This window comes from Kribbella antibiotica (assembly GCF_004349055.1).
Taxonomy (GTDB): domain Bacteria; phylum Actinomycetota; class Actinomycetes; order Propionibacteriales; family Kribbellaceae; genus Kribbella; species Kribbella antibiotica.
On record NZ_SMKX01000050.1, the window covers coordinates 17,872 to 37,916 of the forward strand.

Consider the following 20,045-nt stretch of genomic DNA (forward strand, 5'->3'; position numbering starts at 1 on the left):
GGTGTCCGGGCCTGTCGTCGGCCGGGCGGGTCTCCGGCAGACCTGAGGAGTGACTGAGTGGACTGGGATATCAATGTCGAGGGCGTGAGCAAGGTCCTCACCGACACCGGTGCCGCGGCGACGCCGTTCGACGGGCTGGCCAAGGACTACGGCACCAAGCTGCAGACCGTTTCGGAGGGCCTGAACTACAGCTCCTTCATGGTCGTCGCGGCTGCGATCGGTGAGTACGCGCAGCACTGGGCGCCGACCATCGAGGCTGCGGCCAAGCAGATGAGCGCGTCGCTGATGGGCGCCCAGAACGCCGTCAAGGCGTACATGGAAGGCCAGAACGAGATGGCTCTGAACGCGCAGCGCGCGGCCGGCCGCGGCGAGATGCCGGTTGTGCCGGGCGTCGGAGCGCACGGAAGGAACCGCGCCGTATGAGCGAGCAGGAAGCAACACCGGCGCCGGACGACGTCGCCCAGGCCGGTCGCGTGCGACTGGCCGACTGGCTGACCGCCGAGGCCGGGAACCCCGAGCTGGCGACATCCGTCGAAGAGCTCGCGGGATGGCCGGCGTACCAGGCTGAGGAGTTCTTGGTCTTCGTGCCGCCGGGCTTCGCCAACCGGATCTTCTTGCTGACAGACCGCGGCATCACGTCGTTCGCCCCGAGCGAGCAGAGCCTGCCGCAGGCGATGGAAGCGGCCCGGCAGTAGTCGTGACCGCGGTGCCTTGGCACTGAACGCCGTACCTGAAGTAGATCGTCGACCCACGTGTGTGCGAGGACTGAGCTGACATGATCAAGCCCGAAGGCATCCCGATCGCGGAACTGGACAAGGTGGTCTCCGCGCTCGACCGCAACGTGTTCGGGCTGGGTCCGCTCGGGCAAGGCTTCACCGACGTCGGTAACAACGTCCACAACACGTTCCAGCGGCTGAACGACGTCTACCACGCGCCCGAGCGCGAGCTGCTGGTCAACTCGACGCGCAAGGTGCAGAAGAACCTCACCGAGTTCGGCCCCAGCCTGCCGAAGATGTCGACCCACCTGGAGCACCTGGCCAACGAGGTCCGCGGCAAGCTCGGCACGCTGAAGAACATCCGCAACGAGGCGTACACCTGGCACCGCCGCAAGGACGGCAATCCCGAGTGGCAGAACGACCAGGACATGATCGACGACAACAACCGGATGGTTGCCGACGTCTCCCGGATCATCAACGAGGAACTGCCGAACCTCTGCTTCACCGCGGCCAACGAGATCGTCCGCCTGCACGGCGGAAAGCCCTGGGACTCCAAGACCGGCGTACGGGAAGGCGAGAAGGCCCCCGAGCCGAAGAAGCAGGACGGTGACCCGCCGGACCCGGCCTGGGGCACGCCGGAAGAGCGCGACCGGCCGATGTGGCAGGACATCCTGATGGCTCCGGTCGACTTCGTCGTCGGTGTCGCGACGGTGCTCGGTGAGACCATCGAGGGCATCCTCACGCTGATCCCGGTGCTGCCGCTGCTGGGGATGATCCCGGGCTTCAACGGCTTCATGAAGGACACCTTCGGGTACGACGTTCCGACCTGGGACGATGCAAAGAACGCCTGGATCGGGCTCGGCACGATGGTCGGGCAGATAGTCACCGCGCCCTACCAACTCGCGTGGTGGGGCTTCGACAAGCTCACCGGTCAGGACACCCGGCCCGACTGGGTCAAGGAGTGGGGCGAGACCGGCCTCACCATGGGTGAAGGCATGCTCAAGGGTTTCGTCGCCTGGGACGAGTGGGCGAAGAACCCGGCCAAGGCGTTCGGTATGGCGCTCACCAACGTGGTCGCGACCGTGGCCACCGGCGGGACGGCCGGCGGGATCAAGACGGCCGCGATGGCCGGCAAGTTCGGTGCCGCGAGCATGGCGGTGACGAAGGTCGCCGGGATGGCGGAGAAGCTGCAGCTCGGCCGGATGGCGCTGCACGACGGCGCGCTCGCCGCGGTGACGAAGATCCCGAAGGTCGGCGACGTGGTCAGCGGCCTGTCGAAGATCCCGATCGTCGGCGACACCTTCAAGATGCAGGGCGTCCCGAAGATCGACGTCCCGTCGGTCGACACCCCGAACGTCTCCAGCCACACCCCGTCCGTCGATTCGCCGTCGGTCCACGCTCCGACGGTGGATGCGCCGTCCGTGCACACGCCGACGGTCGACACGCCTTCGGTCCACACCCCGACTGTGGACAGCCCGTCGACGCCGGTCTCGCACGCTGACCCGGTGACGCACGCGCCGGCCGCGCATGCAGACGCAACCCCGTCTGCGCCTGCGGCCCACGCTGACCCGGTCACCACGCCGTCTTCGCATACGGACCCGGGCGCGCCGCAATCCCCAACGACTACGCCTGGCTCGACGACCACGCCTGGTACGACGACGCCGGGTACGACTACCCCTGGCTCGACTACCCCCGGCTCGACGACCAGCCCTGGCACCACGAACACCCCGGGCACGTCGACCACGCCTGGTACGGCGAATACGCCGGGTACTCCGAGCTCGACCCACACTCCGGGCACGACGAACACGCCCGGTACGTCGACCACGCCGGGCACCACGAACACGCCGAGTCCGACGAACACCCCGAGTCCGACGAACACGCCGAGTCCGACGAACACGCCGAGTCCGACGAACACGCCGAGTCCGACCCACACCCCGGGTTCGACGACGCCGGGTGCGACGCACACTCCGAGCCCTACGAACACTCCCTCGCCGCAGACCACGCCGAAGCTCGACTCGCTCGACCCCGCGCCGACCCACACGCCGGCCGCGACACATACGCCAGGGACGACAACGCACACGCCGGGCACGACAACCCCGAATACGACGCATACCCCTGGCACGACAACGCCCGGCACGACCCACACCCCGGGTACGACGACGCCGAGCTCCACGCACACGCCGTCGTCGCCTGCGAACACGCATGTGCCCGACACGAACGTGCCGCCGGCAACGCACGCACCGGACGCGCCTGCTGCGCGGGCAACCGACCCCGCAGTCGCGCCGATGCCGATGCACCCCGGCACGCCCGCTCACAACGCTGCCCCGAACACGGGCACGCCGCACACCCCGAATTCCCCAGATGCGCCCCGCGCTCCGGATGCACGCCGTACCCCAGATGCACCCCGCACACCGGACGCCCCGCGCACGCCGGACGCGGACACTCCGCGGACGCGAGGCGACTACGACCAGCCGGGCGCACCGCGTCGTACGCCGGACCAGGCGAACGCCCCGAAGCAGTCGATCCGGGAGCGTCTGGACGGCGACGAGCCCACGATCGGCCAGCGCCTCGAACCCGACGGCCCTGTCCGCCCGACGCCCCGCCAGTCGATCGGCGACCGCCTGGACGGCAAGGAACCCACCATCGGCGAACGCCTGGACGGCGTCGAGCCCACCGGCTCCCGCACCCCGGATGGCAGCCGTACGCCGGATGGCACGCGCACTCCCGATGGAACCCGCAGCCCGGATGGGACGCGGACCCCGGACGGCACTCGTGCGCCGGATGGCACACACACTCCGGACGGAACCCGTACCCCAGACGGCACCCGGACGCCGGACGGAACGCGTACGCCGGACGGAACGCACACCCCGGACGGCACCCGCACTCCCGACGGCACCCATGCACCGGATGGCACGCGCGCACCGGATGGAACGCATTCGCCCGATGGCACCCGCGCTCCCGACGGGACCCGTACGCCGGATGGCACGCACAGCCCGGACGTGACGCCAACGCCTGGCGTGGTGCATACGCCTGGTGGGAGCCACACGCCGACGCATCCGAACCCGGCGAACGATCCGCACTGGGACAACCCGCTCAACCGTCAGCGCGAGATCGACGCGATGAAGCCGGACTACATGCAGCCGGCGCCGGGCAAGCCACGCACGGAGGTCGATCCGGAGGCGTTCGTCCGCCCGGATCCGCTGGACCCCCGTCGCAACGACCTGCGCGACGCTGTCGGCGACCCGCCGCACCGCAACCCCGAGAACTGGGTCGGCAGGATCAACCCGGATCACCAGCGCAGCCCGCAGTACCAGATGAACTGTGCCGACGTGTCGCGCCGGACTGCGGATGTTCTCAACGGCGGTACGCCGGATCTGGCCGCGGGCCGGAAGATGGCGAACGGCGAGGACCCCGAAGGCACGCTCGAGTGGATGGACCTGGAGAACTTCCCGGCCGAGAACCAGATGCGGGCCGATCCGTCGCGCCCGGCGGAGGAGTTCACCAACGCCGCCTACCAGCGGCTGCATGACGCGCTCGCCGGCCGGACGCCGGGTACGCACGCGAATGTGTTCGTGACCTGGAAGTCGCAGATGGCGGGCATCCCCGGTGGTGGGCACGTCCTGAACGCGTTCGTGGACGAGGCGGGCAACGTCAAGTTCCTCGACGCGCAGCCGACCGGCGGGATGATCAAGGACGCGTACCCGCCCGGGCACACCGGCCAGCACCCGCAGAACCCGTACAACGGTGACATCACCTCGATCCAGTTCGCCATCCGCGAGCCGGGTGGTCGCTGGGAAGGCACGCCGCGCCCGTCGCACATGCCGCCGGCGTCGCAGATGTCGCACATCCGCGGCGACACGTTCCGCAGGACCGACGCCGAAGCCGCCCAAATCCCCAACGTGGCCCCGGCAACCCACGGCGCAAACCCGAACGCCCCCGGCTTCGAGCCCCCACGCCAACCCTCCATCGCCGACCGCCTAGCGGGCCTGGACCAACCCTCCACAGGTCGCCACGCCGCCGACCCCACCCGTACGCCGGAGTCGCACGCGCCGGATGGTCGTACGCCGGACACCGATGCGCCGGGCGGCCGTACGCCCGATGGTGATGCACCGACCGGTCGCACGCCCGAGCCGCATGTGCCGGACGGTCGTACGCCGGACACCGATGTGCCGGGCGGTCGTACGCCAGACGCTGATGCGCCGACCGACCGCGCGCCGGACGGTCAGGTGCCAGGCGACCGCACCCCGGACTCGCACGTCCCCGACGGGCACACCCCGGAGACACGCGTGCCCGAGGGCCACGCACCCGACGCTGATGTGCCGACCGGTCGCACGCCCGACACGCATGCGCCGGGCGGCCGGACGCCGGACGCCCACACACCCGACGGCCGTACGCCGGATGCCGACGTACCGACTGGTCGGACGCCGGACGGTCATGCGCCGAGTGGGCGGACACCTGACTCGCACGTGCCAGGTGGACACACTCCCGATGGTCACGTGCCAGGTGGGCGGACACCGGACGCGCACGTTCCCGACCGGCACGCACCGGAAACGCATGCACCTGACGGACACACCCCGCGTGCCGACGCACCTGCTGGTCGTACGCCGGACGCCCACGCGCCCGACAGTCGTGCTCCGCAGACACGCACGCCGGACACGCATGCTCCGGACACACGCACGCCGGATGCGCATGCACCTGACGCGCACGCTCCGGATGCGCGCACGCCGTACCGGGGGGAGCCGGAGAGTCCGTTCCGCGGGTCTGAGCTGGGCGAGGCTGGGTTCCGGGCTTCGGATACGGATGTTGCGGCCGTGCGAGCGCAAGGAGTGATGGAGCCCGGGAAGCTGGGCGAGATCCGCCAGCGGGGTCGGCAGGCGCTGGGTGACCAGTTCGACGACCTCTCTCCAGCGGAGATCACTTCGCTGGAGCGGATGCTGGTCGGGCACGACCACCAGGACATCAACGATGCTTTCCGCGCGGGCGACCGGTCGGTTGAGCAGGTGCCGGTGGTTCGGGTTGCCGCGTCGGTGCTGAAGAAGCTGCCGGACTTCGTGGGTCAGATCCACCGGGGCATCAGCTTCCGGTCGGCTGAGGACCTGGAGCGGTTCCTGAACCGGTACCTGCCGGGGCGGACCGCGACGGAGCCTGCGTTCACGCACTCGGCCAAGAAGCAGAACGGCGCAGACGACTTCAGCGGTGGCCAGTACGACGCCGGTCGGGTCGTGCTGCACATCGATACGAAGCACGGCAAGGACCTGTCGTTCATGCGTGATCCCGCAGTCGGTATCGACGAGATCATGCACGGACCGCACACGCCGTTCTATCCGACGAAGCTTGAACTCGACCCGGAGACCGGGGTCTGGCATGTGCACGTCCGTGACCACGGCGGTCCGGTCGACCTGCCGCCGGGTCACACGCCCGAGCCGATCGTCGTGGAGCGCCCCCAGACCACGCCGAACTCGTACTGGGCAGACCAGGCAGCCCGCCAGGCACCGCCCAACCCGGGTCTCCACCAGCAGCACCCGACACCCGACTACGGCCCGCCGCAAGGGCACCCGGTGCCGGACTACGGCCCGCCGCAGCACCCGGGCAACCAGTACGGCCCGACCGGCAACCAGCCGCACCAGTCGTACGGCCCGGACGGTCAGCCGCACCAGCAGCAGCCGTACAACCCGAGCGGCCAGCCGCAGCACCCGACACCCGACTACGGCCCGCCGCAGGGCCACCCGGTACCGGACTACGGCCCGTCGCAGGGCTTTGGCCCGACAGGACACCATCCGGACCAGCACCCGCAGGGCTACGACCCGCGCAATCCGCAGGGCTACGACCCACGCAACCAGCAGCCGGGCTATGACCCCCGGCAGCCGCAGCCTGGGTATGACCCGCGCCAGCCTGGCCCGCACAACCAGGCTGGGCACGACCCGCGGCAGCCGGACCCGTACAACCAGCCGGGCCAGCACCCGAACTACGACCCGCGTAACCAGCAGCCGGGCTATGACCCACGGCAGCAGCAGCCCGGGTATGACCCGCGCACTCAGCAGCCGGGGCACCAGCCCGGTTACGACCCGCGGAACCAGCAGCCGGGCTATGACCCACGGCAGCAGCAGCCCGGGTATGACCCGCGCACTCAGCAGCCGGGGCACCAGCCCGGTTACGACCCGCGGAACCAGCAGCCTGGGTATGACCCGCGCTACAACCAGCCCGGGCAGCAGCCTGGGTATGACCCGCGCTACAACCAGCCGGGCCAGCAGCCTGGCTACGACCCGCGGAACCAGCAGCCGGGTCACGACCCGCGGCAGCCGGATCCGTACAGCCAGCCTGGGCCGCACCCTGGGTATGACCCGCGGAACCAGCAGCCCGGCTACGACCCACGGCAGCAGCCGAACCCGTACAACCAGCCGGGACACCAGCCTGGTTACGACCCGCGGCAGCCGGACTTCGGTCCGCAGTCGCGGCACACGCCGGACAACCCGTACGGCGGCCAGCCGCACGGTGGTCACCCGGACGGTCACAACCCGTACGGCGGTCAACCGCAGCATGGGGACCAGCCGTCGTACGGCGGTCAGCCAGGCGGGCATGAGCCTGGGCCTGGGCCGGGTCAGATCATTCGGGAGGCGACCGGGGCCAACGCCGGCTACCCCGTACGAACGCCGGAGAAGGGTGAATTCGTCGAATTCGACGACGACCTGGACGACGGGTACCGCGCGATCCGGGAGCGGACCGACGACGTGCCGAAGATCGCCGAGGCGCTGGACCTGCACGATGAGGACCCGGCGAAGCTGGCCGAGATCGCGGATCTGGTCGATGTGGCGAAGCGGAACATGTTCGTGAACAAGCACGACGTGGCGATCGGTCCGGGCGATGTCCGGCACGGCAACTTCCAGGCGATGCCAGGGATGGCGGATCTGTGGAAGAAGGCTGCGGCGGGCCGGCTCACAATCCGGGAAGAGAACTTTGTTCGGTCGCTGGTCGCTCACGAGTATGTGGAGGCCAAGCTGCTGGAAGCCGGTATTCCGTACAAGCTGGCAGACCCGAAGATGTGGGAGCTGGACGAGGACGGGAGCTACTCGTACCGGGCTCCGGCGAACCCGGGTCCGCATGAGCTGGCACCGTTGTCCTTGAAGGGCAGCGACGACGCTGACCTGCTCGACCTGTGGGCGAAGTACGGACTGACGTCGCCGTTCGAGGGACCCTTCCGGCCGGGCGATTTGTCGAAGGCGAATCTGGATGCGATCGTGCAGGCTATTAAGGAGCACAAGGGATGGTGACCGATATGGCCGCCGCGGAGCGGATGGTTGAGCGACTGCTCGCAGTGGAGTGGGACCGCGATGCTGCCTTCGCGCACCAGCGGTCTCGCGCCCGGCTGGCTCGCGAGTTCCTGCGGCGAACGGCGCAATGGGCCGTAGCCGTTGGGGCCGAGCGGGGCTGGCCGGCTAGCGACCTGGCCGCGGCCGTGAGTCCGGACGTCTCTGTCGACCCTGCGCTGCTGGCCAAGCTCGACCTGGACGAGACCTCGAGCAACCTGTTCCCGGTCCCGTCGGAGATCGGCCCGCAGATCGTCCGTTGGGCGGCGCTGGGCGACTTACCGCGGCAGCGGTTCCCGCAGTTCCTGGATCCCTACGAGCCGTTGCTGGAGCTGTTCGCCCGCGGCGGCGGTTACGCTCGTGCACCGGGTGAGTTGGATCTTGGCTTCGGCTCGGTGCCGATTCGGAAGGTGGCCGCTCGGGCCACGCTGGCGGCCTTGCCGATCGATGCGGCCTCGCTCGACGCTCTGGATCAGGAGGGCTGATGTCCGGCGCGTATGGGACGCAGGTTCTGGAGTCTGTTGCCGTACGGCGGCGACGTCTGCGCGAAGCGTGGCTATTTGGCGCCGAGCGGGCCAAGAACACGTTGAACGAGCAGACCGGCAAGGTGCTGGCCAGTGTGATGATCGGCGCACTCGGGTGCGCCGGTTGCGCCGGCGTTGCGTACTTCAAGTCCGCGCAGGCCAAGGAAACCCAGCAGCCCACCAACGGTGTGACGACCGGCCCGGTCAACCCTTCGCCGACGAAGTAGCTACCGCCCGAACAGGTGGCGGAGCCATGTCCGCCGTGGCTGGGGCTTGAGCGCTGCGGGGAGCACGGCGGCCGGGGGAGTGGCCAGGGTCACAGGGACCTGCACCATGAGGTCGCCTTGCAGCCAGAACAAGTCTGGTGAGCACTGGTCGGCCGCGCCGCGGTAGCTGTCGGCCACCCAGGCGGCCAGGGCGTCAGCGCGAGCTTGCCCAGCGTCAGCGGGGCAGTACGCGATCGTGCTGAGCCGCGGCACGCCGATCAGCACGCCGGCGCCGATGGATGCTTGTGGCAACAAGTTGTCCCGGTCGACGACCGCCATCGACACCAGCGGGTCACCGTCGCGGCGCAGCACCGAGATCCCGTTCTGCTCGAGAGGTTCGATGTCCGCGATTTCCTGCAGGCTCAGCTGCACCGGCGACGGTACGTCGGGATCCCCGAGCCCGAGCATTGATCGCCGTACGACGGTCAGTCGCCGCAGCTCCGACCCGGTGCGGATGAACACGACCACCTCGAAGTGGTCGCCGAAGGGGATCAGCGCATCGGCGACAGGCCCGGCCGTCCGCGCCGACCAGCCGCGCTGGACCAGTAATGCCCGCTGGCGTTCCGCGACATCACCGAAGCGGTGTTCGTCGGTCGCGAGCTCACCCTCCGCGACGACGGCGCGCAGCCAGGCCTCGATCTGCTCGGCCCAGCGGGCGCGTGGTAGCTGTAGGCAACGATCGACGATCTCGCCGACGCTCACGACAGCGGACATCTGCAGGGAACCACGGCCCCAGCCGACCTCGACGGTACGTTCGGCGGGGTCGACAACACAGCCCGGCAGCCAGATCGGCGCGAGCTCCGCGATGATGTCGACGATGTCGGAATCGTCCGGTCCTGTCATTGGTTGACCTCACCCACCACTACAGTGTCTCGCACGTCCGTCGGTAAGAAGTAAGTAGTCCCCCCGCGCATCTGCGCGGCACGCCCAGCGGAGGAATACCTTAGTGGCAAGCCGGATCGTGCACCGCCCGGCGCGGCGTACACCTCCACCCGGGGTACAGCAGCAGCGCGTCATCGAGCCAGCGCCGAGTCTCGGCGGAGGTGGCGGCGGAGGCGGTGGCAACGCGATGCAGATGCTGCTGCCGATGGTCGGCAGCATCGGGTCGGTCGCGATGATGACGATGGGCCGCTCAGGTCCGATGGTGATGGTCGGTGTCGGCCTGCTCGGTCTGACGCTGGTCGGGTCGGTCGGCGGCATGCTGACGTCACGCGGCAAGGGTGGCAAGGACCGCAAGAGTCAGCGAGCTCGCTACCTGGACTACCTGGAGCGGATGCGGGACGACTTCTCCAAGGAGGAGCGCAAGCAGCGGACCCAGTCTCTTGAGCTGAACCCGCCGCCGGATGCGCTGCTGGACTGCGTAGCGGACGTCACACGCTTGTGGGAGCGACGCCGTACCGACAGTGACTTCCTGCAGCCGCGCTGCGGTAGCGGCCGGGTCCCTGTCGTGCCGGCATCGCTCGGCCAGGGCGGATCGGCGATGGAGCCGCCGGACCAGTTCATGACGGCTGAGGCGAACGCGCTGGTACGGCGTTTCACCGAGATGCCGGACATGCCGCTGACTGTCCCGCTGGACCACGTTGGCAACGTCAGCATCGTCGGTGACCGCGACGGCGTCGTACGGGTGGCGCGTTCGCTGCTCGTGCAGGCCTCGGTGTTCCATGCGCCGGAAGACGTGATGATGGCCGCCGCCTACCCGCAGCGGGCGCTGCCGGACTGGCAGTGGCTGACCTGGCTGCCGCATGTGCAGGACGCTGAGCGCAAGCAGGGCCCAGTGCCGTTCCGCCGGATCGCTGAGACGCCGTACGCGCTGTCGCAGCTGCTGTCCGGTGACCTGGCCGAGCGGGTGCAGTGGGCAACGGAGTCTCGCCGCGGGTCTGTCGGTTTCGACGACCGCCGCAAGCTGACCCGCCGCCTCCTGGTTCTCCACGACACGTACGGCGACGTGGCGGCCGAGGTGCGGCCGGGAGCCGACGACTCGCTCGTGCCGGGGGAGCTCGGCGTCACTGTGCTGCACCTGGTCGCGGACCGGCGGCAGGAGCCGAGCTCAGTCACCATGCGCATCTCCGTGTACGGCGATGAGGTCCGGATCGAGGACCTGCGCGGCCCGTACCCGATGGTGGCCACTGGCCGGGTGGACCGGATGGAGGCCTCGATCGCCGAGAGCATCGCGCGCGAACTGGCGCCGCTGCGGCTGTCGGCCGAGTCTCTAGAAGAGGGCGGGCCGGCCGGCGACGTCGACTTCATGGGCCTGATCGGGATCTCCGACGTCGCCAAGCTCGACTTCAAGCACCTGTGGCAGCAGCGTCCGGACCGGGCGTTCCTGCGGGTGCCACTGGGCGTGGACGACTCAGGTGCCGTCGTACAGGTCGACCTGAAGGAGTCTGCGCAGCTCGGAATGGGTCCGCACGGCCTGTGCGTCGGTGCGACCGGTTCCGGCAAGTCCGAGGTACTGCGGACGATGGTGATGGCTCTGATGGCCACCCACAGTCCTGAGGACCTTTCGTTCGTCCTGGTCGACTTCAAGGGTGGCGCGTCGTTCGCACCGTTCGAGCGGGTGCCGCATGTGTCCGGCATCATCACCAACCTGCGCGACGACGCCAGTCTGATCGAGCGGGCGTACAAGAGCCTTGAGGGTGAGGTGCAGCGTCGTCAGCAGGTGCTGAAGGACGCGGGCAACATCGCCAACATCACCGACTACCGGCTGCACCGGCGGCAGAAGCCTGAGATGGCGCCGCTGCCGCACCTGTTCATCATCATCGACGAGTTCGGTGAGCTGCTGAACGAGCGGCCGGACTTCATCGACCTGTTCCTCTCGATCGGCCGCATCGGCCGTTCCATCGGGGTGCACCTGCTGCTGTCCAGCCAGCGCGTCGAGTCCGGCAAGCTGCGCGGCCTGGAGACCTACCTGTCGTACCGGCTCGGTCTGCGGACGTTCTCCGAGGAGGAGAGCCGGACGGTGCTGGACACCACCGATGCGTTCCACCTGCCGCCGCTGCCGGGCTTCGGGTTCCTGAAGGTCGACACCAGCGTCTACCAGCGGTTCCGGGCGGCCTACGTGTCCGGTCCGTACGTTCCGCCGGCGGATGTGGTCGTCGAGGACGAGGGCACGGACGCACGGCCCTTCGAGCTGACGCCGTACCAGCAGACCGAGGCCGAGCTGGAGGCTGCGAAGCCCGTCGAGATCAACAACGATGCGACGGAGCGTACGACGGGCCCGACCGAGCTGACGATCTTCGTGGACCAGGTCCGCAAGGCCGCTGACCAGGTGCTGAAGATCTGGCTGCCGCCGCTGCCCACCGCGTGCACGCTGGATGCCCTGGGCGGCCGCACCGACTTCGTCGAGGGACGCGGTCTGCAGCTGGCTGTCCAGGTGCCTGCGATGCAGCCGCCGATCGGTGTGGTCGACGACCCGGCCAACCAGCGCCAGGAGGTCTTCCGCCTGGACCTGACCCGGGCCGGTGGACACGCTGCGATCGTGGGCGGTCCGTCGTCAGGCAAGACGACCGCACTGCGGACGATCGTCACGTCGCTGGCTCACACGCACACTCCGCTCGAGGTGTCGATCTACGCGCTCGACCTCGCCGGTGGTGGCATGCAGGCGCTGTCCGAGCTGCCGCACGTCGGTGGGGTCGCGCTGCGAACCGACCGCGAGCGGATCCGGCGGACCGTGGAGGAGATCCGCGGGATGATCGACCACCGCGAGCGGGTCTTCCGCAACCACGCCATCGACACGATGGAGGGTCTGCGCCAGGAGCATTCGGCCGGCCGGATCCCCGAGCTGCCGTCGGCAGACGTCGTGCTGGTGATCGACAACTACGGTGCGATCCGTACGACGTTCGACGAGCTCGACGAGCCACTGTCCGACATCCTGCAGCGGGGCAGCAGCTACGGCGTGCATGTGGTGACGACGATGGGGCGCTGGGCCGACGTGCGGATGCAGAACCAGGCCATGTTCGGGACCATGCTGGAGCTGCGGCTCAACGACGCATCGGACTCCAACATCGACCGGCGGCTGCAGGAGGTCCTGCGCAAGGCCGGTCCGGGCCGCATGCTGATCCCGGGCAGCAAGCTGTACGGGCAGCTCGCGTTGCCGCGCATCGACGGTGTCGCCGCCGACGAGAACCTGGCCGGCATCCTCGAGGCGCAGGCCGTGACGGTGCGGTCCACCTGGCAGGGCCCGCGGGCTCCGCAGATCCGGATCCTGCCGCTGCAGCTGCCGCGCAACCAGGTCGGCGACGACATCCGGCAACCGGCCGTCGTACCGATCGGTGTGGACGAGCGTGGGTTGGCGCCGGTCTACCTGGACCTCGCTGGGCGCGACACCAACCTGGTCGTGTTCGGTGACAGTGGCTCCGGCAAGACGAACATCGTCCGGCTCATCGTTCAGCAGCTGCTCGCACAGCACACCTCCGATCAGCTGGTGTTCGCCGTACTGGATCCGCGGCGCGGTCTGCGCGAGTACGTGCCGGCGGACTACACCGGTGGCTACGCGCCGACTGGGCGGGTTGCGGCCGGTCTCGCGGCTGGTGTGTCACAGGAGCTGGCCAAGCGGATGCCCGACGACACCGGTGCGATTCCGGAGGAGGGCCAGGGCGGCCCGCGCATCGTCGTACTGGCTGATGACTATGACCTGCTGACCACTGGCGGGCAGTCGCCGATGGACCCGTTCCTGCCGTACATCGCAGCCGGCCGGGACATCAAGCTGCACTTCATCGTGACCCGGCGCGCGTCGGGTGCATCGCGTCAGGTCTACGAGCCGTTCCTGTCCGCGGTCATGGAGTCCGGAGCAGCCGGTCTGGTGCTGTCCGGCGACCGCAGCGAGGGACAGCTCTTCCCAGGCGCCTACCCGGGCGACTACCCGCCCGGACGTGGATTGTTCGTACGACGAGGCGACGGACCGCAGCTGGTCCAGACGGCGGTGGCCGACCCGGTGCAGCCTGCCGCGCAGAGCAGTGGAGGAACGACATGACCTACGACCTGGTGGCGCTCGTCGACGGGCGCCCCTCGAGTGAGGACGTCCTGGCCGGACTGTCCGCCGCGGGCAACGACCTCGGCGTCCGCGCGGTCAGCGGCGGCGCCGTCGTCCAGCTGTGCAACGCGGACGACCTGCCGCTGGTGTCGATCGAGCTGCCCCTGCTGATCCAGGTGCCCGGCGAGGTCGAGCGCATGCTCGGTACGACGGTCGGTGTCGTCGACACCCCGGCCTGGTGGGTGGAGATCCGCGCGACTTCGCAGGACGGCGCGCGCGAGCTCGCCGAGCAGTACGCGAACACCCTGATCAAGCGGCTGGGTGGCAAGGTCTGGACGTCCGACGGCATCCGTACACCTGAGAACGCGAACGAGGAGACGGTCTGAGATGCCGAACGATCTGACTTTCAGCCCGGGTGTCGACCTGGTCACCGAGAAGGTGGCCGTGGTCATGCAGGACCGCCCGGTGATCGGGATGTCGGCCTGGCTGAGCGACGCGCTGACCTCGGCGAAGATGGCCGGCCGCGACCTGCAACTGGTCACCCCGAAGACCTCCGCGCTGACCTTCGCGGTCCGGTCGAGCATCTTCAAGGGTGCCTACTCCAAGTGGGTCGTCACCGATGACGACGGCGAGTACTTCGACGGCCTGAACGGCGTCCGGCTGAAGTGGAACGGCGAGATGTTCCTCGCCCGCGCGGCCCGGCAGAACGGTGAGGGCACCTCGGACCTGCACCCGGACTACGCGATCCAGGAAGCACCCTTCGGCCAGCTCCAGTTCACGGTGCGGGTCCGGCACCAGGCCGTCGAGAGCCTGATGATCGGCAAGATGGCCGAGCGGCTGTTCACCTCCGCGACCGGGAGCGGCCCGGCCGGCTGGTCGACCTCCGAGCCGGTCACGCAGCCGTGGAGCCCCGAGGCGCTGACCGAGTACTGCCGCGACCGCGCGCCGCAGCCGACCTGGCTGACCCTGGCCGGGCAGCCGGGCAAGGAGTTCAAGCCGTCGGTCGGAACGCTGGACATCCGCCGGACCATGTCCGGTGTCGACGAGACCGTGACGCTCGCGGTGACCCAGCCGGGCATGGACTTCCCGGACGTGAACCAGGTCGGGGAGTGGGTCGACGACATCGCCGACAACTACGAGCTGATCTCCGCGATGGTGATGGGCTCGTACGGCGAGGCCGACGGCACCTACAAGCCGCGGTTCGTCGGGATGGCCTGCCCGATCGGTGTCGGCGCCGGCAACGAGGCAGTCCGGTCGTCCAGCGTCGCCGAGATGGTGAAGGTGCCGGGCATCAGCCGGGCGATCGCGATCGGCCCGTCCCACGCGCCCGCGATCTGGTACCCGATCGGCAACGGCCGCGACCCGAAGGACTGGGAGATCTACGCGGCGCTGATGAAGAAGCTGATCCCGGCGGAAGCTTTGGCAGGCAAGCGGTGACGCACGACCAGACTAGGAGCACTGTCAGATGAGTACGTACAGCCGGGTGACGGTGATCGGTCAGCGCCGTCGGCTGGATGCAGTACTGCCGGCCGACGAGCCTCTGGGCGTCCTGCTGCCAGACCTGCTCCGGATGCTCGACGAGCCGCTGCAGTCGTCTCCGCAGCGGCGCTTCCTGACCACGGCGACCGGCGTACTGGTGCCGCCGGAGGGGACGCTGGCGTCGGCGCAGATCATCGACGGCGCGGTGCTACGGCTGGCCGCCGAGGGTGAGCTGCCGCCGCCTCCGACTGTCTATGACGTGACCGAGGAAGCCGTCGAAGACCTCAAACGCCGCGGTACGACGTTCAAGCCCGCGCACCGGCGAGTTCTGGCCGCGACCGGGCTGGTGTTCTCGATCATCGCCGGTGCGATCTCACTGCTGGTCGCAGCGCCGAACGCGATCGCCGCAGCGGCGCTGCTGGTGCTGGCCGCGATCGCTGCGTTCGTCGGGATCGCTCTCGGGCGCTCCGGCAACAAGGTGGTCGCCGTCCCGCTGGTCATCGTTGCGAGCGTGTTGCTGGCGCTGTCGGTCGGCTTCTGGGTGCTGGACGCTGGCGCATCACTCGGATTGACCATCGCCGTCGGCGCGCTGTGTCTGGCCGTCGGTCCGCTGTTCTTCTCGGCCGCGGGGCTGGCCGGTGGTGGTCTGGTCGCCGGTATGACGTCCGTGCTGTTCGTTGTGGTGTGGATGCTCGGTGTTGGCACCGGACTGGCCGCGGACCGCGTTGGTGCGCTGGCCGGGATCCTCGCCGTAGTGCTGCTGGGTCTGCTGCCGCGGATGGCGCTCGCGCTGTCCGGACTGTCGGGGCTGGACGACAAGCGCGCCTCTGGTCAGGAGATCATGCGCGGCGACGTGCAGAGCGCGTTGAATGCAGCTCACCTCGGGCTGGCGCTGGCGACGGTTCCGATCGCTGTGTCCTCGGGTGTGGCCGGCATCTTCCTGCTGAAGGCAGGCGGCCCGTGGGCGGTCGCGCTGGCGCTGGTGCTCGCGTTCCTGCTGGCGTCGCGGTCGCGGCTGTACCCGCTGGTGCAAGAGGTCGCGGTGCTGTTCGCTGCGGCGTTCACGATCGTGTCGGGCTGCGTGCTGATCGCTGCGTTCAACGGTCAAGGCGGTGCGTTCATCGCGCTGGGCCTGCTGGTTCTGGTGGCGATGTTCTGCGCCTTCGGTCTCGGTTTCGCACCAGCGGAGCATGTCCGTGCGCGGCTCACACAGCTGCTCGACTATCTTGAGGTTGGCGCGATCATCGTGACGGTCCCGCTGGCGCTGGGAGTTTTCGGCGTCTACACCAACCTGCTGCACGCATTCTGACGACCGGATGGAATGACTGAATCTGACTGGCAGGGTGACATGCTGCGCCGGATGGCGGAGCAGTCACCGGCCGAAGAGCCGTCCCGCACCGGCCCTCCGCCCCCGGCTGACCAGCCGGTAGTAGAGGCGCCGTCCGCTCCGCCTGCGCCGGTGCCTCCATCTGAGCCAGTGCCGGCGCCGGGGGAGCAGCCTCCGTGGCCCTGGCCGCATGGCGATCAGCCGCCGCCTCCTGCTCAGCCGCAGCAGCATCAGTACCCGCCGGCACAGCAGCAGCCTTATCCGCCGCAGCAGTACCAACAGCCGTACCCGCCGGAGCAATATCCGCAGCAGGGGTATCCGCCGTACCAGCAGCCGCCGCAGTACGGGCAGGTGCCGCCGGTCGAGCCGCCGCCTTACGCGGTGCCGCAGTACCCGGCCCAGCAGTATCCGCCGCCGCAGTACCAGCAGCCGCCGTACCCACCGCAGCAATACCCGGAGCAGCAGCAATACCCGGAGCAGCAGTACCAGCAGCCCTACGCGGATCCGCAGTACCAGCAGCAGCCCCCGCCGTACCACCAGCAGCCCCCGGGACAGGCGCCGTACCAGCAGGCTCCGCCCCCCGTGCCGCAGACCGGCTGGGGACCGCCGCCGACCCCACAGTCCGACCAGCTCGGTACGCCGTTGGCTCCCGACGGCGACTCGGTGTTCCGGCGCTTCCGGCGGTTCGCCTCCGAAGCGGCGTACCTGGTCGGTGCCTCCGGGCGGATGCAGCGCGACGTGGACAACATCGCGACCATCCGCCGCCCGATCGCGATCATGCGCCGCGTCGGCGTCCTCAGCCCGGTCACCAACGGCGGTACGTCGACCGTCAGCGCCCTGCTCGCGATGATGCTGGCCAGCCAGCGCTCTGACCGAGTGGTCGCCATTGACGCGGACCCGGGCGGCGCTGAGCTGTCCCGCCGTCTCGAGTTCTCCGTCGGCGCCGGCCCGATCGAGCGCGTCAGCCTGGTCCGCAGCGAAGGCACAGCTGCCGCCGTACGACGCTCACTGGCCGAGGCGCAAGGCCAAGGCGCCCGTGATGTCGGTGTCGCTGTTGTCGACTGCCCAGGCAGCATGTACGACGAGGTCAGCATGGAGATGGCGTCATCGGCGCACTGCATCGTGCTGGTTGTCCCGTCCGTGCAGCACGTGGCGAACTACTGCCTGCAGCAGCTCGACCAGCTCACCCCGGACGGTCAGAACGTGCTGCTCACCCGTGGTGTCGTCATCATCACCATGGTGCAGCGCGCCGAGCCCAGCACCGTCGACTGGCTGATCGAGGCGTTCCGCCAGCGCGGTCTGGAGCCCCTGGTGCTGCCGCACGACGCTCACATCGCCCAGGCGTGGCCACTGCAGTCCGAGCAGGTGCAGGACGAGACCCGCCGGGCCGTCCTGGATCTGTCGGCGCGAGTGGTCCAAACACTCACCGGTGCGGCCGGCTGAGCTGATACCTTCCCCGCCCCACCACCCCGGTCTGGGGACCAAAAGTCTCAAACTGCGGTTCAATCGAGCAGTGGATTGAACCGTTCCGGCCGCCCGCCCGTTTGTCAGAGCATTCAACTATTTTCTGCCGGCAAGCTCCTGGAGGTCCAGATTCATGAGCGATGACACGATGGCACCACCCACCTCACAACCAGACACCGAAGCGGGTGGCCTGCGCGACCGGAGGTCGGTGCTCCGCTGCGCGGCGATCGCTGCGCTAGTGGGTGCCAGCGCCCCCGTCCTCGCCGCCTGTGGTAGCGGCGACACCCCGGGTGCAGCCCCGAGCACCGGCGGTAGCTCGGGGCCGACGACCGCGCCGACCACTGCACCGAGCAGCGCGCCTACGACGGGCGGCAGCGCCAGCGCACCGACCGGCAAGGTGCTGGGCGCGGTGTCCGACATCCCGGTCGGTGGCGGCAAGGTGTTCGCCGACGCCAAGGTTGTGGTGACGCAGCCGACCGCAGGCGAGTTCAAGGGCTTCTCCGCGATCTGCACGCATCAGCTGAACCCGGTCGGCTCGGTGGAGGGCGGTCAGATCATCTGTCCGTTCCACCAGAGCCACTTCAGCATCACCGACGGCGCACCGATCAGCGGACCGGCGCAGACACCGCTGCCCGCAGTCAAGGTCGCCGTCAGCGGTACGAACGTCGTACAGACTGCCTGACATAGCGAAGGGCCCGGCCAGTTCAGTCTCGGCCGGGCCCCTCAAGGCAGTGCTACTTCTGGGCCGGATCCACCTTGCCGGCGAACAGGAGCTTGTCCGGCGAACCCGTCCCCGGCTCGCCGACCTTGCCCGGAGTGGAAGCACCGAGGAGCGCGGTCGTCACCTCAGCAGGCGTGGCCTCGGGGTGATCGGCCAGGTAGAGCGCGGCCGCTCCGGCGACATGCGGCGTGGCCATCGACGTACCGCTCATCTTGTCGGTCGACTCGGGCCCGGTGATCCCTACCGACACGACGTCGACGCCCGGACCGAACAGGTCGACACACTTGCCGAAGTTCGAGAACGTCGCCTTCTGGTCGGTGTCGTCGGTCGCGCCGACGGTGATCGCGGTCGCCTCCCGCGCCGGCGAGCTCGTGCAGGCATCCGCACCTTCGTTGCCAGCAGCAACGGCATAAGTGATGCCGGAGGCAATCGATGCCTTCACGGCGGCATCCATCGCGTCATCGGCCGGCCCGCCGAGGCTCATGTTCGCGACCGCCGGCTTCTTCGCGTTCTTGGTGACCCAGTCGATCCCGGCCACCACGGTCTCGGTGGTTCCGGACCCCTTGCAGTCGAGGACACGGACCCCGAAGATCTTCGCGCTCTTGGCGACACCGAACGTCGTACCGGCGATCGTGCCGGAGACGTGACTGCCGTGACCCATGCAGTCGACGCCGTTCTGGCCGTCGCCGACGGTGTCGGTACCGACCGACGCGCGGCCGTCGAAGTCCTTGTGGGCGGCGTAGATCCCGGTGTCGATCACGTAGACGTTCACCTTCTCGGCCGTCGAGGTCGCGGTGAACTGCTGGTCGAGCGGCAGGTCCCGCTGGTCGATCCGGTCCAGACCCCACGGCGGGTTGTCCTGGTTCGTGGTGAATCGCTGGTTCTGCTGCACGAACGCGACCCGCGAGTCACCGGCCACCTTCTTGGCCTGCTCGGCGCTCATGCTCGCCGAGAAACCCTTGATCGACGAGTCGTACTGATCACGGACATCGACGTCGTACTTGGTGGCCAGGCTCTGGTTCGTGGCTCGGGTTTCGCCCTGCGAGCGCTGCCCGGCCAGTACGACGATATAGCTGCCGGGGATGGCAGTCGGGCTGCCCGCACCGCGGATGGTGGTATTGGGGGAGTCGGGCTCGGCCGCTGTACTGGTTGCGGCTGCGCCGGTCAGAGTGAGTGCTGAAACCGCGAACGCCGCGAGTGCGACGCGCGGTGTGACGAACTTCCGGGACATGGGCGGATTCTCCCTCGAGTCAACGCAAGGCCTTGTTGCCT

Annotated in this window: 13 protein-coding genes; 11 read left to right on the forward strand and 2 right to left on the reverse strand. The window is 69.0% G+C overall.

The window, feature by feature from the left end:
• Window positions 1-57 precede the first annotated feature (57 nt).
• The 5 genes from E1263_RS18690 (at window position 58) to E1263_RS18710 (ending at window position 8,771) form a co-directional block, all read left to right on the forward strand.
• Complete coding sequence (locus E1263_RS18690) at window positions 58-423, forward strand: DUF6507 family protein (RefSeq protein ID WP_132169046.1); 366 nt, start codon at window positions 58-60, stop codon at window positions 421-423.
• On the forward strand, window positions 420-695 hold the full coding sequence (locus tag E1263_RS18695; RefSeq protein ID WP_132169048.1) for a hypothetical protein: 276 nt from the start codon (window positions 420-422) through the stop codon (window positions 693-695). Before E1263_RS18690 ends, E1263_RS18695 begins: the two co-directional genes overlap by 4 nt.
• A gap of 80 nt (window positions 696-775) precedes the next feature.
• Window positions 776-7,984 carry a toxin glutamine deamidase domain-containing protein gene (locus E1263_RS18700; protein WP_132169050.1) on the forward strand — a complete coding sequence of 2,403 codons (7,209 nt, stop codon included), beginning with the start codon at window positions 776-778 and terminating at the stop codon, window positions 7,982-7,984.
• On the forward strand, window positions 7,978-8,505 hold the full coding sequence (locus E1263_RS18705; protein WP_132169052.1) for a hypothetical protein: 528 nt from the start codon (window positions 7,978-7,980) through the stop codon (window positions 8,503-8,505). Before E1263_RS18700 ends, E1263_RS18705 begins: the two co-directional genes overlap by 7 nt.
• Window positions 8,505-8,771 carry a hypothetical protein gene (locus E1263_RS18710; protein WP_132169054.1) on the forward strand — a complete coding sequence of 89 codons (267 nt, stop codon included), beginning with the start codon at window positions 8,505-8,507 and terminating at the stop codon, window positions 8,769-8,771. The genes E1263_RS18705 and E1263_RS18710 overlap by 1 nt, the downstream gene beginning before the upstream one ends.
• Here the strand turns inward: E1263_RS18710 and E1263_RS18715 are convergent, their stop codons facing one another.
• Complete coding sequence (locus tag E1263_RS18715) at window positions 8,772-9,653, reverse strand: hypothetical protein (protein ID WP_132169056.1); 882 nt, start codon at window positions 9,651-9,653, stop codon at window positions 8,772-8,774.
• 226 nt (window positions 9,654-9,879) lie between these two features.
• Between E1263_RS18715 and eccCa the strand changes: the two genes are divergently transcribed.
• The 6 genes from eccCa (at window position 9,880) to E1263_RS18745 (ending at window position 18,734) form a co-directional block, all read left to right on the forward strand.
• Window positions 9,880-13,782 carry a type VII secretion protein EccCa gene (gene eccCa, locus E1263_RS18720; protein ID WP_238161318.1) on the forward strand — a complete coding sequence of 1,301 codons (3,903 nt, stop codon included), beginning with the start codon at window positions 9,880-9,882 and terminating at the stop codon, window positions 13,780-13,782.
• Window positions 13,779-14,168, forward strand: coding sequence for a hypothetical protein (locus E1263_RS18725; protein ID WP_132169060.1), 390 nt, complete (start codon window positions 13,779-13,781; stop codon window positions 14,166-14,168). Before eccCa ends, E1263_RS18725 begins: the two co-directional genes overlap by 4 nt.
• Before the next feature lies 1 nt (window position 14,169).
• The gene (locus tag E1263_RS18730) at window positions 14,170-15,219 is read left to right on the forward strand and encodes a DUF6177 family protein (RefSeq protein WP_132169062.1); all 1,050 of its coding nucleotides are present in this window, start codon (window positions 14,170-14,172) and stop codon (window positions 15,217-15,219) included.
• A gap of 28 nt (window positions 15,220-15,247) precedes the next feature.
• Window positions 15,248-16,570 (forward strand): EsaB/YukD family protein, encoded by a 1,323-nt coding sequence (locus E1263_RS18735; RefSeq protein WP_132169064.1) that lies wholly within the window; start codon window positions 15,248-15,250, stop codon window positions 16,568-16,570.
• Between the two features lie 12 nt (window positions 16,571-16,582).
• On the forward strand, window positions 16,583-18,031 hold the full coding sequence (locus E1263_RS18740) for a hypothetical protein (RefSeq protein ID WP_132169066.1): 1,449 nt from the start codon (window positions 16,583-16,585) through the stop codon (window positions 18,029-18,031).
• A 154-nt stretch (window positions 18,032-18,185) separates the two neighbouring features.
• Window positions 18,186-18,734 (forward strand): Rieske (2Fe-2S) protein, encoded by a 549-nt coding sequence (locus E1263_RS18745; RefSeq protein ID WP_132169068.1) that lies wholly within the window; start codon window positions 18,186-18,188, stop codon window positions 18,732-18,734.
• Window positions 18,735-18,786: 52 nt separating this feature from the next.
• Here the strand turns inward: E1263_RS18745 and E1263_RS18750 are convergent, their stop codons facing one another.
• Window positions 18,787-20,004: a S8 family peptidase gene (locus tag E1263_RS18750; protein WP_132169070.1), complete on the reverse strand. Its 1,218-nt coding sequence runs from the start codon at window positions 20,002-20,004 to the stop codon at window positions 18,787-18,789.
• Window positions 20,005-20,045: the final 41 nt, after the last annotated feature.

Coding starts and splice junctions, on each gene's coding strand:
- E1263_RS18695 (WP_132169048.1), top strand. CDS start 420: ATGAGCGAGCAGGAAGCAACACCGGCGCCGGACGACGTCGCCCAGGCC.
- E1263_RS18700 (WP_132169050.1), top strand. CDS start 776: ATGATCAAGCCCGAAGGCATCCCGATCGCGGAACTGGACAAGGTGGTC.
- E1263_RS18705 (WP_132169052.1), top strand. CDS start 7,978: ATGGTGACCGATATGGCCGCCGCGGAGCGGATGGTTGAGCGACTGCTC.
- E1263_RS18710 (WP_132169054.1), top strand. CDS start 8,505: ATGTCCGGCGCGTATGGGACGCAGGTTCTGGAGTCTGTTGCCGTACGG.
- E1263_RS18715 (WP_132169056.1), bottom strand. CDS start 9,653: ATGACAGGACCGGACGATTCCGACATCGTCGACATCATCGCGGAGCTC.
- eccCa (WP_238161318.1), top strand. CDS start 9,880: ATGCAGATGCTGCTGCCGATGGTCGGCAGCATCGGGTCGGTCGCGATG.
- E1263_RS18725 (WP_132169060.1), top strand. CDS start 13,779: ATGACCTACGACCTGGTGGCGCTCGTCGACGGGCGCCCCTCGAGTGAG.
- E1263_RS18730 (WP_132169062.1), top strand. CDS start 14,170: ATGCCGAACGATCTGACTTTCAGCCCGGGTGTCGACCTGGTCACCGAG.
- E1263_RS18735 (WP_132169064.1), top strand. CDS start 15,248: ATGAGTACGTACAGCCGGGTGACGGTGATCGGTCAGCGCCGTCGGCTG.
- E1263_RS18740 (WP_132169066.1), top strand. CDS start 16,583: ATGACTGAATCTGACTGGCAGGGTGACATGCTGCGCCGGATGGCGGAG.
- E1263_RS18745 (WP_132169068.1), top strand. CDS start 18,186: ATGAGCGATGACACGATGGCACCACCCACCTCACAACCAGACACCGAA.
- E1263_RS18750 (WP_132169070.1), bottom strand. CDS start 20,004: ATGTCCCGGAAGTTCGTCACACCGCGCGTCGCACTCGCGGCGTTCGCG.